Source organism: Stenotrophomonas sp. SBJS02 (assembly GCF_020428325.2).
GTDB classification, from domain to species: Bacteria; Pseudomonadota; Gammaproteobacteria; order Xanthomonadales; family Xanthomonadaceae; genus Stenotrophomonas; species Stenotrophomonas africana.
The window spans coordinates 2,287,829-2,302,398 of record NZ_CP109812.1; the positions used below are offsets into that span (position 1 = coordinate 2,287,829).

A 14,570-nucleotide genomic window follows, 5' to 3' on the forward strand; every position below is an offset into this window, starting at 1 on the left:
TGGCGGCGCCGACTTTGGTGGGTGCCGACCGTTGGTCGGCACTGATGTCTGCGCTCGCGTCCATCCACGCACGGTGTGCAACTATCTGCCACTGACATCCGGTTGCGTTGGTCGCGCCTTGACCACTGTCGCAGCAAGGGCTTTCAGCTCAGCGAGACGATCTGTCTTCACCAGATGCGCCGCATTCCAGCCACCTTCGGAAACCGCGGGCGAAAAGCTGTAGATCTCATTAGGAGCCAATGGCCCAAGTCGGTCAAGTGCATGCGCATGCAGGGGCCGCTCATCGTCGTCGGTGACGTCAAGATAGGGCCCATCCAGGGCCTCCAGCAGGAACTCCAGTTTCCAGTTGCGTTCCGCCGCATCGGCGGGGTCTGGCACATCCGATTCTGTCGTGACGTGTCCACTGTGTGGATCGATGCTGATCGGCGTGGAGGTGTTCTCCCCACACAGCAGAATCTGGCCGAAAGCCGTCACCGCGTAGACATGGAAAGTATCGGCACCCTCCATGGGATTGCCTTGCAGGAACGCAGTAGCAACCTCCGCATACAGGTGCGGATCGACCAAGGCGAGCTTGTCGTCCCGATAGCGTGCGAACCCGTCGCGTTGCCACAGCGCCAGCAGCAATCCTGGCAGCTTGCCTTCCCACGCTGCAAAGGCCGCTTCGGAAACAGATTCACCTTCGCTGCTCATAGCGAAATTCTGCATGAAACTGTCGGAATCGATCTCTGCCGCCGTCACGTCAGGGTTCGGCCCGGCCAGGGAGTTCGAACCCAGGTTGATGGGCAGGTAGTCCAGGAAATTCAACATTGCCTCGGCCTGTGCGGTTTCCTTGTTTGCCTCCTGGGTTGAAATGACGGTCGCTGTGCTTCCAGAGACAAGCAACAACGTTCCCGCCGGAAGGCTTTGCCATGGCTCGTTCAGTACAAGATAGCGCTCGGATGAGTCGTCAACATCAGCGTCCAGGATGATGACCTGTGGACCATCCTTCACACACCCGGCGGAGATCTCGACAGTTGCATCGGTCGCACCTGCATCAGGATCGGTCACATCTACAGGTGCGGAGTAGGGCTGTTGAAACTCGCCGAAGGACTGGAGCGCCTGGTGAAGGGCGAGCAGGGAGTCGGGATCTACGGCAAGCGGTTCTGAAGCAACCGGGAGCTGCAAAGCGAGTGAAAGGCAGACGGCGGCGCTGGTCATCGGGCTGATCTGAACCGGAATCGGCCCTTTACGATGAAGGGCCGAGCGCTCACGATCCATGCAAACAATCCGAAATACAGGCATCGCGGGGCATTATCCACGCATGGCGTGGATCTACCTTGGAAACTCCGACTTCAACTGCATGCGCAAGGCCTCGACAATGGCCGCATAGCGCCGCCTCTGCACCAGATAGCTGGCCAGGAACAGCGGCAGCACCACCAGCAGCGGCGCCACCATCGGGCGCATCGCCACCAGCGGCAACAGCACCAGCGACAGGATTGCCACGAACCAGCTGCACAGGCCGATCACCCGCACCTCATGCCGTCGCGCGTTGAGCACGACCCGTCCTCGCATTACCGGGAAGTAGCGCAGGCCGAAGCTCGGCGCGAAGCTCTCGCGGAACGCCATGCTGCCGTTGGGTAGCGCATGGCAGGCCAAGTGCAGCCATTTGTCCTGCGGCAGGTCACGTTCCAGGCTGCCCAGCGAGAGCCGGGCCTGCATGGCGGGCGCCGCTGCGATGCGTTCGTTGAACAGGGTGATGCCCCAGCTGAAATAGCTGGCCGCCCAGGCCATCATAAGGACGGTCTCGATCAGCAGAAGTGCGATCAGGGCGATGGCCATCGGTCTTCCATGAAGGGGACCGGTGGATCATGCCATGCGCGACGGCCTATCCACGCATGGCGTGGATCTACTTCAGCGCCTCGCCGTCCAACCCCAGGTCCCACGCCAGTCCCAGTAGCTCCTCGTCCGCGCGAGACGGGGCGGGCCGCGCATCGGCCAGGTGCTGCAGTTCGAGCAGTTCCTCGCGGGCGACCTCTTCCAGCTGTTGCAGCTGCTCACGCACGCTCGCGTTGCGCGGGCGCTCGGTGTCGGTGAGGGAGGGCAGGGCGCGGATCAGGGTCATGGTGCGTGTACAGGATGCATCCAACGGCGGGTTACAGGCAAAGGCCCCGGACGAACCGGGGCCTTGCGGGCTGCCGGCGACGGCAGCGGACATCAGGGTCAGAACAGCTCGACGGTGCCGGCGCCCATGCTCTGCTGGGCAACAGGCTTGTGCGGCGGGCGTTCCCATTCGCTGCGCAGCTCGCGCAGTCGGTTGCCGGTGCGCTGCAGGGCGGTGGCGATCTCTTCGTCGAACACGCCGCCGTTGCGATGCAGCAGTTCCTGCAGGGCCACCGCTTCGCGATTGATCGCGGTCAGGCGGTCCAGGTGGGTGTGCACGCCGCCCAGCGCCTGGGTGGCAATGTCCTCGAACTGCAGGGCGCGCACCGCTTCGGCCACGCTGCCATCGATCGAACGGGCACACTCGGACACTTCGCGCATGCCGTCGCCCAGCGAGGCGTTGATCTGCGCGACGTTGTCGAGCATCGCCGCCGCTTCCTGGCGGGCTTCGCGGGAGCGGTCCATATCGCGCGAGGCCATGTGCGAAACCGTCTCGCGCACCTTGGCGATGGCGTCCTTGGAGCTGTGCGCCAGCTTGCGGATCTGCTCGTTGAAGGTGGTCGAGCGCTCGGACAGATTACGCACTTCGTCGGCGACCACCGCGAAGCCACGACCGGCTTCACCGGCACGCGCCGCTTCGATTGCAGCGTTCAGGGCCAGCAGGTTGGTCTGGTCGGCGATCGACTTGACGTCTTCCAGCAGCGCGAAGATGCCATCCAGGTGCTGCGCCATCTGGTCGATGTGCTGCACGGTGGTGCTGCTCTGGCCGCTCACCTGTTCCAGTGCTTCCACCAGCTGTTCCATGCGGTGGCTGGCATGCTGGGCAAAGCGGGCAACGTCGAGGCCGGCGCTGCCTTCATCGCCGGCGCGGTCGACGATGCGCGACAGGGCCTGGCTCTGCTGGCGCGACTTGCGGTTCATTGCATCGAAGCTGCCGCCGAGGCTGGAGACGGCTTGGCGGATCAGGTCACGGGCGCGTTCCACTTCGCCACGCGAACCGTCGATCTCGTTGCCGACGAAGTTGCGCAGTTCGGTCAGCAGCTGATCCTGCTCACGCAGGACACGGGCGTGTTCGGGGGAGCGGTGCGCCTGGGCGCGGGTGGTCCACCACGCAAAGCCAAGCCAGCTCAGCGTCATCGTGGTCAGGATCGCCCAGCGCAGGGCGGCCGGCCATTCGAAACCGATGGCGAAGGGGAGCAGCAGGGTCAGAGCCAGGGGGGCGGCCAGACGGATGAAAATGCGTGAGTACATGGACGTTCTCGGGAGGTGCACGGAGGATGTATCGGCCGTACCCCCTTTCTCTTTAACGTCGAAATGCCTCGAAGTGCATTCTGAATGCGCCGGTTTTCCGACGCCTTGGCGGCCTCGGGGTCAGAGCCCTTTCCGTGCCGGAAAGGGATCCGACCCCATGGGGCTCAGGCCAGCTGCCGGTCCACGGCTTCGATCATCGCCTTGCGGCTGAACAGGAAGTCCCAGTAGCTGCCGCCCAGCTGGCGCCACAGCACCGCCGAGCGCACCGCCGCCAGCAGCAGGGCGCGGATCTCGGCCACCACGCCGGCCTGGCCCAGGTAGTGCGGGTTGCCCTGCACCATGACCCGCGGTTTCAGGTGGCTGATGGTGTCGGCGTACAGGCCGCCCAGGTTGGCCAGCACGTCCGGGTGGCCGCTGTCGCCCAGTTCGGTGGCCTGGCGCTGGGCGCGCTCGATGCCCGAGGCGACCTTGTTCACGGTGGCGCCGTCCTGAACGAAGCGGCGCTCCAGCTGCAGCACCGACAGGGCCAGCTTGGGCAGGATCGGGTCCTGGCCCTGGCTGCGGAAGTAGTTGTGCAGCAGGCGCAGGCCGGACTTCAGTGCATGGCGGTCACCGAACACCTCCTGCGGCGAGGACGCATCGACGCGGAACACGCTGTCCACGGCGGTGCGCACGGCGGCGGCGTCGGAATGGCCGGTATCGGCGATACGGCGTACCTGCTGCAGGGCTTGGGCAATGCCGGCCAAAGCCAGGACGCGGTCGTCGACAGTGAAACTCATGCAGCGATTACCTCAAAAGGGGAAGGGGTGGTGCGCAGGCGCTGTTCCAGCGGCGCATCGGTGGCGGCGATCACCGCGCCACCCAGGCACACATCACCGTCATACAGCACCAGCGATTGACCAGGGGTAACGGCGCGCTGCGGGCGCGCGAAGGTGACCAGCACGCTGCCATCGTCCAGCACATCGACCGTACACGGCTCGTCGGGTTGGCGGTAGCGGGTCTGGGCGGTGCATTCGAAGCGCCGTGCCGGCGGCGAACCGGCGATCCAGTGCGCGGTTTCCGAGCGCAGGCGCTCGGACAGCATCCACTTGCTGTCACGGTCCTGGTCCACGTACAGCACGTTGCTGGCCACGTCCTTGCCAACCACGTACCACGGCGCGGCCGGGCGGCCACGCACGCCGCCGATGTTCAGGCCCTCGCGCTGGCCCAGGGTGAAATAGAACACACCCGGATGCTCGGCGATCACGCTGCCGTCGGCCGGGTCGAGGATCTGGCCGGGCTTGGCCGGCAGGTAGCGGCCGAGGAATTCACGGAAGTCGCGCTCACCAATGAAGCAGATGCCGGTGGAGTCCTTCTTGGCGTGGGTCGGCAGGCTGACGTCACGCGCGATCCGGCGCAGGTCGGTCTTTTCCAGGTCGCCGATCGGGAACAGGGTCGCCGACAGCTGTTCCTGGCCCAGCTGGTGCAGGAAGTAGCTCTGGTCCTTGGAGCGGTCGGCGCCACGCAGCAGCAGCCACTGGTGGCCGCGCTGGGTCACCCGCGCGTAGTGGCCGGTGGCGATGCGTTCGGCGCCCAGCTCGCGGGCGGCGTCCAGGAAGTGCTTGAACTTCACTTCGCGGTTGCACAGCACGTCCGGGTTCGGCGTGCGCCCGGCCGCGTACTCGGCCAGGAAGTGCTCGAACACGCCCTGCCAGTATTCGCTGGAGAAATCGCGGAAGTGGAAGGGGATGCCGAGCAGGCCGCAGACGGCCACCGCGTCGCGGCGGTCGTCCTCGGCGCGACAATCGCCACTGCCGTCGTCGGCCCAGTTCTGCATGAACAGGCCGGCCACGGCTTCGCCCTGCTGTACCAGGCGCCAGGCGGCGACCGAGGAGTCGACGCCACCGGAAACGCCCACCATCACGCGCGGAGTGCTCATGCGACCTCCCGGACCAGGGAAAGTGGGTGGCGCTGGCCACCCAGGTAATCGGCCACCACCTGCCAGACGAGCGGGCTGCGCAGGCGTTCACCGGCGGACTGCAGTTCGGCCGGGGTCAGCCACAGCGCGCGGTCGATGCCGGTGTCCAGCGGCTGCGCCGGGTCGTGCGAGACCGGGCGGGCTGCGTAGCAGAAGCGCAGAAAGGCTGTTCCGTCGCCGGCAGTCCACTGGTAGCAGCCGATGAAGTGGGTCAGCTGCACGGTCCAGCCGGTTTCCTCGCGGGTCTCGCGCAGGGCTGCCTCGGCCAGGCTTTCGCCCGGCTCGAGGTGGCCGGCCGGCTGGTTCAGCACCTGGCGGCCGTCGATGGTCTCTTCAACCAGCAACACGCGGCCGCCGTCGACCACCACGGTGGCGACAGTGGCGTGCGGTGCCCAGCGCGGGTCCGGCGTGGCGTTCAACTCAGAATTCGTCCTTCTTGGTCAGTTCCAGCTCCATGGCGTCGGCGGTGCGGATGGCCGCGTCGATGGCGTCGCTGAGCTGGTCGGCGGTGGCATCGGCGTCGATCTTGACCACGAACATCGCGGTGGTGTCCTGCTTCACCCAGCCGCCCATCTTGGCGTCCTGCGAATCTTCCAGCAGGCGGTTGGCCACGGCCACCGGGAACTGCTTGGTCTTGGCGCTGTAGGCCGGCGACCAGATCTCGCGGATGTTGTGGCTGCCGAAATCTTCCACCGACGAGCGCACATAGACCATCTGGGTGCGGTCACCCTCGACGTCGAACACCATACGGTAGTCGCCATCCTCGTCCACTTCGTAGGTGTAACCCAGCTTGTCCAGGTGGCGGGCCACGGCCTTGTCGGCGTCTGCGGCGGCAGCGGAGCCGGCGGCAGCCAGGGCGATCAGCAGGGCGGGGAGAAGGGTCCTTTTCATGAAGATCCTGTGAAACAGTGTTGAGAGAGGGTGCAATTGTGACGGTGGGCGTGCGTGGCGTCCAATCTGCGGCAGGCCGACGCAGGCTTGCCCGTGCCTCTATAATGGGCAGATGCCCCATGAGTCTTCCCCCGATTCCCATCACGAGCACGGCGTTGCCGTGGAGCCCGCGCGCCCGGAAGTGGCGCCGCCGCCGTTCTACCAGGTGATGCTGCTCAACGACGACTACACCCCGATGGATTTCGTGGTGGACGTGCTCCAGCAGTTCTTCAGCATGGACCTGGACAAGGCCACGCAGGTGATGCTGCACGTCCATACCCGTGGCCGTGGCGTGTGCGGGGTGTTCACCCGCGAAGTGGCCGAGACCAAGGTGGCCCAGGTCAACGAGTATTCGCGGATGAACCAGCACCCGCTGCTGTGCACGATGGAAAAGGCCTGACCGGCAGCCGATCCTCGTCCGGGTGCATCGACTCCGGACACGGCGTGCCCACCAAGGTGGGCACCTGCCAAGGCAGAAACCTGTTGAGCCGAGCCCATGCTCGGCTGCTTTTCGTCCCGGCGCAATGATCCCGGATGGAGTGCGCCCACCAGGCGCGGAGGTCACGCCTCCGCCAACGCCTCCAGCGCCATGCGTGCCACTGCCTCGTCGACCTCGGCGGGGTCGCCGTCGTCCCGGAACCACGCCGCTGACAGCCCCGCGCTGGCTGCAATCCAGCGCAGCAGGCGCGTGCGCTCCACGCCTGCCAGCACACTGACCTGTTCCAGCCGGGAGGCAAACCGTTCGGGCCGCGTGGCAACGTGGATGCCGGGACCGCAGAGATCCGGGTTGCTGAACATCGTCGTGTAATCAAAGGCACGATCACCCAGCAGCCGCTTCGGGTCGATCGCCAGCCAGCCGCGCGCGCCGAAATCGAGCACGTTGTCGTGGTGCAGGTCGCCATGCAGCGGCCGGATCTCGCGCTCTTCCTGCAGCAACGCCTCCGCGAGTGATCTGCACTGTTCCAGCAGTGGCGGCAGCACGGCCCTTGGCTGCAGCAGGTCGGCGAACCATCTACGGAGGCAGACCAGTTCCGCTGGCGGCGCGCTCCGTGGCCGGTGCAGCCGCTGCAGGACCTGGCACAGGATCGTGGTGCAGGCGTCATCGTCGCCCCCTATCGAACGTTGCCGCAGCGAGTCGCCGCCGGCACGTTCGATCAGGATCGCCGGCCCCTCGTGGGCCAGCAGGCGGGCGGCGCCATCGCCTTCCCACCAGCGCAGCAGGCGATGGCTGTTCTGCTCTTCGGTTTCGCTGCTGATCTTCAGCATGGCCGGCTCTCCGGCGGCGGTCAGCACCGGCCAGAGCTGGGCATGGGGCGTTTCGATGGCCGCGCCATCACGCCGCAATCGCCAGCGGCTCAGGTAGGGTTCGCTCATGCTGGGTGGGCTGTCCTGGGGTGAATGAAGATCAAGCGATTCGCACTGCTAACGCCATCTGAACGCAGCAATCCGCTAGGGTGATGGAAATCGCGTAGTCAGGCCGCATATTGTCCCTATCTGCCGCCGGAGTAATCCATGTTCAGCAAAGACCTCGAACACACCATCGGCCAGTGCTACAAGCGCGCCCGTGAGGCCCGGCATGAGTTCATGACGGTCGAACACCTGCTGTTGGCACTGCTCGACAACCCGTCCGCCCAGGCCGTACTGAAAGCCTGTGGTGCAGACGCCGAACGCCTGCGCCAGGAGCTTGAGCAGGCCATCGAGGCCTCCGTGTCCCGCCTGGCCGAAGATGACGGCCGCGATACCCAGCCGACCCTGGGCTTCCAGCGCGTGCTGCAGCGGGCCGTGTACCACGTGCAGTCCTCGGGCAAGAAGGAGGTCACCGGCGCCAATGTGCTGGTCGCCATCTTCGGCGAAAAGGACTCCCACGCCGTCTATTACCTCAACCAGCAGGACGTCACCCGGCTGGACGTGGTCAATTACCTGTCTCATGGCATCGCCAAGCTGGGCGAGGAAGGCGAGCAGCCGTCCTCGTCCTCCGAGGGCGAAGGCCGCATCGAAGGCGGGGAGGGCGAGCCGAAGGGAGATGCCCTGACCGAGTTCGCCAGCAACCTCAATGAACAGGCCCGGGCCGGTCGCATCGACCCGCTGGTCGGTCGTGCCGACGAGATCGAGCGCACCATCCAGGTCCTGTGCCGCCGCCGCAAGAACAATCCGCTTTACGTGGGCGAGGCCGGCGTGGGCAAGACCGCCATCGCCGAGGGCCTGGCCCGCCGCATCGTCGAGGGCTCGGTGCCTGAGGTACTGGCCGACGCGGTGATCTACTCGCTCGACCTGGGCGCGCTGGTGGCCGGCACCAAGTACCGCGGCGACTTCGAAAAGCGCCTGAAGAGCGTGCTGACCGCGCTGAAGAAGGTGCCCAACGCGGTGCTGTTCATCGACGAGATCCACACCATCATCGGTGCCGGCTCGGCGTCGGGCGGCACCATGGATGCGTCCAACCTGATCAAGCCGGCGCTGGCGTCCGGCGAGCTGCGCTGCATCGGCTCGACCACCTTCCAGGAATACCGTGGCATCTTCGAGAAAGACCGGGCGCTGGCCCGTCGCTTCCAGAAGATCGACATCGTCGAGCCGACCGTGGGCGAGACCTACGAGATCCTGCAGGGCCTGAAGTCCAAGTACGAGCTGCACCACGGCGTGACCTATTCCGACGAGGCGCTGCAGGCGGCGGTTGACCTGTCGGTGAAGCACATAGGCGACCGCCTGCTGCCGGACAAGGCCATCGACGTGATCGACGAGGCCGGCGCCCGCCAGCGCCTGCTGCCGGAAGGCCAGCGCAAGGAGCTGATCGACGTCGAGGAAGTGGAGGCGATCGTCGCCAAGATGGCGCGCATTCCGACCAAGCAGGTCAGCGCCACCGACAAGGATGTGCTGCAGCACCTGGAGCGCAACCTGAAGATGGTGATCTTTGGCCAGGACCCGGCCATCGAGACGCTGTCCTCGGCGATCAAGCTGGCCCGTTCGGGCCTGGGCAATCCGGAAAAGCCGATCGGCAATTTCCTGTTCGCCGGTCCGACCGGTGTCGGCAAGACCGAGGTGACCAAGCAGCTGGCACTACAGCTGGGCATCGAGCTGGTCCGCTTCGACATGTCCGAGTACATGGAACCGCATTCGATCAGTCGCCTGATCGGTGCCCCTCCGGGTTACGTCGGCTTCGACCAGGGCGGCCTGCTGACCGAGAAGATCGTCAAGACGCCGCATTGCGTGCTGCTGCTGGACGAGATCGAGAAGGCGCACCCGGACATCTTCAACATCCTGTTGCAGGTGATGGACCGCGGCGTGCTGACCGATACCAACGGTCGTGAAGCCAACTTCAAGAACGTGGTGCTGGTGATGACCACCAATGCCGGCGCGGCGCAGGCCTCGCGGCGTTCGATCGGTTTCACCAAGCAGGACCATGCCACCGACGCAATGGAGACCATCCGTCGCAGCTTCACCCCGGAATTCCGCAACCGCCTCGACGCGGTCGTGCAGTTCCAGGCGCTGGGCTTCGAGCACATCCTGCGCGTGGTGGACAAGTTCCTGATCGAGCTTGAGATGCTGCTGCAGGACAAGCACGTCAGCCTGTCGGCCACGCCGACCGCGCGTGATTGGCTGGCCCACCATGGTTTCGACCCGCTGATGGGTGCCCGCCCGATGGCCCGCGTGATCCAGGACAAGATCAAGCGTCCGCTGGCCGACGAGCTGCTGTTCGGCAAGCTGGTCAACGGTGGCAAGGTCAGCATCGACGTCCGCGACGACGAGCTGGTGGTCGAAACCCAGGCCGAACCAGAGCGCCTGCTGCCGGTGACGGTGGAGTAAGGCGGCGCCGGATCCATTCCGGGTGCGGTTGGAAAACAAGGGCGGCTCCGGCCGCCCTTGTTGCGTATCCGCCCTTCAACGTCCCTGCTGGGCCAGGCGCTTGAAGGTTGCCGCATCGACCGGCTCGATCCAGGTCACGGTGCAGTGGTTGCTGTCGGTCTGCAGCGTGCTGCGAGCATCGCCACAGATCTGCTCGGTCGTGTTGGGTGTGAAGAAGACGTAGCTGGCCGATGCCGCGGCGCCCAGGCAGCGCTTCTGCAGGTGGACCCGATAGTGGTTGTTGCCGTCGCGCAGCAGCACTTCGCGTTCCGTACTGGAGGGGCGGATGTCGCGGCTGGTGCCGAGGGCGATGCACTCGGCCGGGGTGGAGGGTTTGGCGGGTTTGGCGGGTTCGGCGGCGCGCGCCGACAGGGGGAGGCTGGCCAGCAGAACTGCCGGCAGCAGGACGTGCGGGAGCAGGGCGTTCATGATCGGGCGGGGGTGGCGATCCGGACTGGATCGGATCCCACGATGCCGCTGTCGCTGCAAATGCGAATCTGCCGCAAGCAGGGCTGACCGACGCCATGGTGAGATCGGTCACGATGACCTTTGGCGCATCAGGCCGCGATTGAACGAAATCCCTGCTGGCGCCGCCATCCCCGATGACGAATGCGACCGCCTCGTGCGGAATGTGCAATCGCGATGCTGGATGTTGGACAGGGACGAAAATGCGCTGCGGGCGAAGTCTGGAACTTTCTTTCGCGCACGACAAAAGGCCAGCAGCGAGGCCGGCCCTGTCGGAGTGGCGCAGTGCGCCGACCGCTTACTTCATGCGGTAGGTGATACGACCCTTGGTCAGGTCGTACGGGGTCATTTCAACCTTGACCCGGTCACCGGTGAGGATGCGGATGTAGTTCTTGCGCATGCGGCCGGAGATGTGGGCGATGATTTCGTGCCCATTTTCCAGACGAACGCGGAAAGTGGTGTTCGGCAGCGTCTCGCTGACGGTGCCCTCGAACTCGATGGAATCGTCTTTCGACATGTAGTCCTGTGCGGTTCAGAAAACGGCCACGCTGGGCCTAAGGCGCGGTATTTTACGCGTGATGGGCCCGGCTTGCAAAGTTTGTGTTAACCCCCGGCCAAACGCCGTGCTGGCAAGCGTCCTACCGCCTGGGTCCAGGGGCCTTCACGGCCGTCACGGTGCACGGCCTGACGGACGTGCTCCAGAAAGTCCACGCGCGGCAGGTGTTCGGCGCCCATCCGCAGCAGGTGCGGATTCTCCACCTGGGCATCGATCAGTTCCCAGCCCCAACCACGCAGGGTGGATGCCAGGGTGGCCAGGGCGATCTTGGAGCCGCCGCTGGCGCCACTGAACATGCTCTCGCCGAAGAACATGGCGCCGATCGCGACGCCGTAGATGCCGCCGACCAGCGTCTGCCGATCCCAGACTTCGAAGGAATGGGCGAAGCCGAGATCGTGCAGCTGGCTGTAAGCCTCGACCATCGCCGGGCTGATCCACGTGCCGTCCTGGCCTGGCCGCGGCGCTGCAGCGCAGGCACGCATCACACGGCTGAAGGCGGTGTCGGCGGTGATCTCCCACGTGCTGCTGCGCAATTGGCGGCGGAAGCGGCTGGACAGATGCACGCCCTCGGTGCGGAACACCATGCGCGGGTCCGGCGACCACCACAGGATTGGCTCGCCCTCGCTGAACCACGGAAAGATGCCGCCGGCATAGGCATTGAGCAGTCGCACCGGATGCAGGTCGCCGCCCACCGCGAGCAGGCCGTCGGGCTGGCGCAGGGCGGTCTCGGCCGGAGGGAAGGGGGCGTCCGGCGCATCGGCCAGGCGCCAGGGCAGCTGGCGGGTCATGCCGCCATTGTATTCGCCGTGGTGATCGCTGATGTCTGGCACCATCAGCGTCCAATGGCAAGGAGCCCTACGCATGAGTGACGCGATCACCGCAATCCTCGATGTGCACGACACCCCGCGCACGCGCAACGACAGCCAGAGCATGCTGCTGGCGCTGGCCACTGAGCAGCCGGACCAGCTCGGTGCGCTGATGCTGCTGGCCCTGGCCCGGCGCTCACCCGGCTCGGCCTTTCTCGACATGGCGCTGGATCTGCTGCCCGACGAAGCGGTTGCGCCGGTCTGTGTCGAGGCCTGGCGTCGCTATCGAGATGGCGAGCGCGGCGAGCTGCTGGCCAGCGTGATGGAGTTCGCCAGCTATCAGGCGCCACAGCTGCTGCAGGACGACTGGGAGGCATTGCTGGCGGTCGCCACTGAGGATGAGCTGCAGCTGGCGTCGCAGGTATGGCGTGGCTTGCCCTCTGCCATTGCCGCACAGTGGGCGCAGATCCTGGCCGAAGCCGATGACGATCGCGAGATGGCGCGAGCCCGGGCGCTGTTGCTGGCAGCCCAGCCGGAGGCCTACGCCGTTGCCCGCGGCTACGCGGTCGACTGGGGGCGGTTGGATGCCGAGGTCTGGGCGCACTGGGCCGGCGTCGCCGACGGACCGCAGCCGCGGCGCCTGCATGGGGAGCGGCCGTTGCACATCCGCTTCGGCCGCGAGCAGCATCGCGCGCAGGTGGCCGAAGAGCCGAGCTGGCGCAAGCGCATCTGGCGCCTGCACCCGACCTGGAATGGTGGGCATGTGCACCACGCCGGGCAGATGGGAGGGCCGCTGGAAGCGCTGTGTGGCAGCTGCCATGCGCCGCTGCAGCGCCTGCTGCGAACCGATGCTGCCGCGCTGCAGCCGGGCGCGGCGGGTGAGATCACGCTGGGCCTGTGCCTGGACTGCTGCGGTTGGGAAGATCCGCCTGTGCGTTTCTATCGCCACGATGCCGCCGGCCTGCCCAGCTGCCACCCCAGTCAGCGTTTGGAGGTGCCGGCCACGCCGACCGACAGCGGTGATCTGATGCAGGCCGAGGTGGGTCTGGCCGCCATGGACAGTGCGCGCTGGCAGCAGCAGGACTGGGGACAGTCCAATCATCGGCAGAACCTGTCGCGCGTGGGCGGTGCGCCGAGCTGGGTGCAGAGTGCCTGGTATCCGGCGTGCATCGATTGCGGTGAGGAGATGCCCTTCGTGATGCAGCTCGATTCGACGCTGCCGACCACCGGTGGCGGCGCGCTGCTCTGGGGCAGTGGCGGCATGCTCTACACGCTCTGGTGTGCGACGTGCCGGGTGAGTGGGCACTTCTGGCAGTGCACCTGAGCACAGCGTCCTCGCCAGCGCTCGGATAAACGCCAACCTTGGTTGGCAGACCTCATTGCTCTGGTAGGTGCCAACCTTGGTTGGCAGGCCTCATTGCTCTGGTAGGTGCCAACCTTGGTTGGCACGCTTCTCGGTACCGCGCCAGTCGAGCAAGCTCGACTCTACGACTCTACGCGGAACGGCCCATGCCCCTGCAACTCCTGCTGGTACCGCCGCACATCGCGCCGCTCCTGCCGGCACCAGTCCTGCAGTGCTTCTGCGAAATCCGCATCAGCCACCCAGTGCCGGCTGCGCACCCGCGTCGGCAGGAACCCGCGCGCCAGCTTGTGCTCGCCCTGTGCACCCGGCTCGAAACGGGTCAGCCCTTCGCGCAGGCAGTATTCGATGCCCTGGTAGTAGCAGGCTTCGAAGTGCAGGCCGGGCAGGGTGGCGCCGCCCCAGTAGCGGCCGTACAGCGTGTCGCCACCGCGCAGGCACAGCGCCCCGGCAATCGGCTCGCCGTCCAGTTCGGCCAGGAACAGCACCAGCCCGCGACCCAATGAAATGGCCAGATGGCGCAGGAACGCCTCGGTCAGCGCCGGAGCGTTGCCGTACTCGAGGAACGTCTGCAGGTAGAAGCGATACATCGCCTGCAGGTCCGCGCGGCTGGCCTCGTCGCCGTGCACCACGCGGAAGCTGATGCCCTGGCGGGTGACCTTGGCGCGTTCCTGGCGGATGTTCTTGCGATGCTTGTGATTCATCGCACCGAGGAACTGGTCGAATGTCGCCCAGTCACCGGGGTTCTGCCACTGGAACTGCACATCCTCGCGCAGCAGCCAGTCATCGCCGAACAGGACCTCGTCGCCGGCGGCATGGAAGTTGATATGGGCCGAGGACACATCCAGCGTCGGCAGCGCCTCGCGCAATGCCGACAGCAAGGTGGCGCGCTCTGAATCGTGACGGGCCAGCAGCCGCGGGCCGGTGACCGGCGAGTACGGCACCGCGCCCAGCCACTTCGGATAGTAGTCGCGGCCATGACGGGCATACGCGTTGGCCCAGGCATGGTCGAACACGAACTCGCCGTGCGAATTGGTCTTCAGGTAGCCCGGAATGGCGCCGACCAGCGTGTCGCCCTCCCACAGCGTGAAGTGCCGGGGCTGCCAGCCCCAGTCCTCACGCAGGCAGCCATGCTGTTCCAGGCCCGACAGGAAGGCGTGGCTGACGAAAGGATTGCGGCCGTCGTGCAGTGCATCCCAGTCGGCGGCGGCAATGGACTGCAGGGAGTCGAGGAAGCGAGGGGAGGACATGAGGGAAGGATAGGGCAGA

General features: G+C 66.0%; 16 protein-coding genes. 3 read left to right on the forward strand and 13 right to left on the reverse strand.

Translation table 11 applies throughout. The features are described 5' to 3' along the window. Positions 1–81: 81 nt before the first annotated feature. The 8 genes from FQS62_RS10720 to FQS62_RS10755 form a co-directional block, all read right to left on the reverse strand. Entirely contained in the window at positions 82–1,257 is a 1,176-nt protein-coding gene (locus tag FQS62_RS10720) for a GAD-like domain-containing protein (RefSeq protein ID WP_164176477.1), read from the reverse strand. 54 nt (positions 1,258–1,311) lie between these two features. Next, complete coding sequence (locus FQS62_RS10725) at positions 1,312–1,818, reverse strand: hypothetical protein (protein ID WP_208044073.1); 507 nt, start codon at positions 1,816–1,818, stop codon at positions 1,312–1,314. A gap of 67 nt (positions 1,819–1,885) precedes the next feature. After that, positions 1,886–2,101, reverse strand: a complete 216-nt coding sequence (locus FQS62_RS10730; protein ID WP_208044074.1) for a hypothetical protein — start codon at positions 2,099–2,101, stop codon at positions 1,886–1,888. A 98-nt stretch (positions 2,102–2,199) separates the two neighbouring features. Further along, positions 2,200–3,390 carry a methyl-accepting chemotaxis protein gene (locus FQS62_RS10735; protein ID WP_057501117.1) on the reverse strand — a complete coding sequence of 397 codons (1,191 nt, stop codon included), beginning with the start codon at positions 3,388–3,390 and terminating at the stop codon, positions 2,200–2,202. Between the two features lie 164 nt (positions 3,391–3,554). Next, a complete protein-coding gene (gene hflD, locus FQS62_RS10740; protein WP_049446364.1) occupies positions 3,555–4,169 on the reverse strand; it encodes a high frequency lysogenization protein HflD in 615 nt (204 codons plus the stop codon). After that, entirely contained in the window at positions 4,166–5,308 is a 1,143-nt protein-coding gene (mnmA, locus tag FQS62_RS10745; RefSeq protein ID WP_057501118.1) for a tRNA 2-thiouridine(34) synthase MnmA, read from the reverse strand. Before mnmA ends, hflD begins: the two co-directional genes overlap by 4 nt. Then, positions 5,305–5,766 carry an NUDIX hydrolase gene (locus FQS62_RS10750; RefSeq protein ID WP_208044075.1) on the reverse strand — a complete coding sequence of 154 codons (462 nt, stop codon included), beginning with the start codon at positions 5,764–5,766 and terminating at the stop codon, positions 5,305–5,307. Before FQS62_RS10750 ends, mnmA begins: the two co-directional genes overlap by 4 nt. 1 nt (position 5,767) lies before the next feature. Next, on the reverse strand, positions 5,768–6,238 hold the full coding sequence (locus tag FQS62_RS10755) for a hypothetical protein (protein WP_049446369.1): 471 nt from the start codon (positions 6,236–6,238) through the stop codon (positions 5,768–5,770). Positions 6,239–6,350: 112 nt separating this feature from the next. Between FQS62_RS10755 and clpS the strand changes: the two genes are divergently transcribed. Next, a complete protein-coding gene (clpS, locus tag FQS62_RS10760) occupies positions 6,351–6,677 on the forward strand; it encodes an ATP-dependent Clp protease adapter ClpS (RefSeq protein ID WP_006444529.1) in 327 nt (108 codons plus the stop codon). Positions 6,678–6,838: 161 nt separating this feature from the next. Here the strand turns inward: clpS and FQS62_RS10765 are convergent, their stop codons facing one another. Then, the gene (locus FQS62_RS10765) at positions 6,839–7,651 is read right to left on the reverse strand and encodes an APH(6) family putative aminoglycoside O-phosphotransferase (RefSeq protein WP_208044076.1); all 813 of its coding nucleotides are present in this window, start codon (positions 7,649–7,651) and stop codon (positions 6,839–6,841) included. A 138-nt stretch (positions 7,652–7,789) separates the two neighbouring features. Here FQS62_RS10765 and clpA point away from each other — a divergent pair, with 138 nt between their 5' ends. Beyond that, positions 7,790–10,075, forward strand: a complete 2,286-nt coding sequence (clpA, locus tag FQS62_RS10770) for an ATP-dependent Clp protease ATP-binding subunit ClpA (RefSeq protein WP_010485852.1) — start codon at positions 7,790–7,792, stop codon at positions 10,073–10,075. A gap of 75 nt (positions 10,076–10,150) precedes the next feature. On the opposite strand, the gene FQS62_RS10775 is transcribed toward clpA, so the two are convergent. From FQS62_RS10775 to aat, 3 genes are all read right to left on the reverse strand, one after another. Continuing rightward, on the reverse strand, positions 10,151–10,543 hold the full coding sequence (locus FQS62_RS10775; protein ID WP_049446765.1) for a hypothetical protein: 393 nt from the start codon (positions 10,541–10,543) through the stop codon (positions 10,151–10,153). A 334-nt stretch (positions 10,544–10,877) separates the two neighbouring features. Then, the gene (gene infA / locus FQS62_RS10780; protein ID WP_005409596.1) at positions 10,878–11,096 is read right to left on the reverse strand and encodes a translation initiation factor IF-1; all 219 of its coding nucleotides are present in this window, start codon (positions 11,094–11,096) and stop codon (positions 10,878–10,880) included. Between the two features lie 86 nt (positions 11,097–11,182). After that, the gene (gene aat / locus FQS62_RS10785; protein WP_208044106.1) at positions 11,183–11,923 is read right to left on the reverse strand and encodes a leucyl/phenylalanyl-tRNA--protein transferase; all 741 of its coding nucleotides are present in this window, start codon (positions 11,921–11,923) and stop codon (positions 11,183–11,185) included. A gap of 73 nt (positions 11,924–11,996) precedes the next feature. On the opposite strand from aat, the gene FQS62_RS10790 reads away from it, so the two are divergent. Further along, complete coding sequence (locus FQS62_RS10790) at positions 11,997–13,265, forward strand: hypothetical protein (RefSeq protein ID WP_208044077.1); 1,269 nt, start codon at positions 11,997–11,999, stop codon at positions 13,263–13,265. A 161-nt stretch (positions 13,266–13,426) separates the two neighbouring features. Here the strand turns inward: FQS62_RS10790 and FQS62_RS10795 are convergent, their stop codons facing one another. Further along, the gene (locus FQS62_RS10795) at positions 13,427–14,551 is read right to left on the reverse strand and encodes a GNAT family N-acetyltransferase (RefSeq protein ID WP_049446768.1); all 1,125 of its coding nucleotides are present in this window, start codon (positions 14,549–14,551) and stop codon (positions 13,427–13,429) included. Between the last annotated feature and the right edge of the window lie 19 nt (positions 14,552–14,570).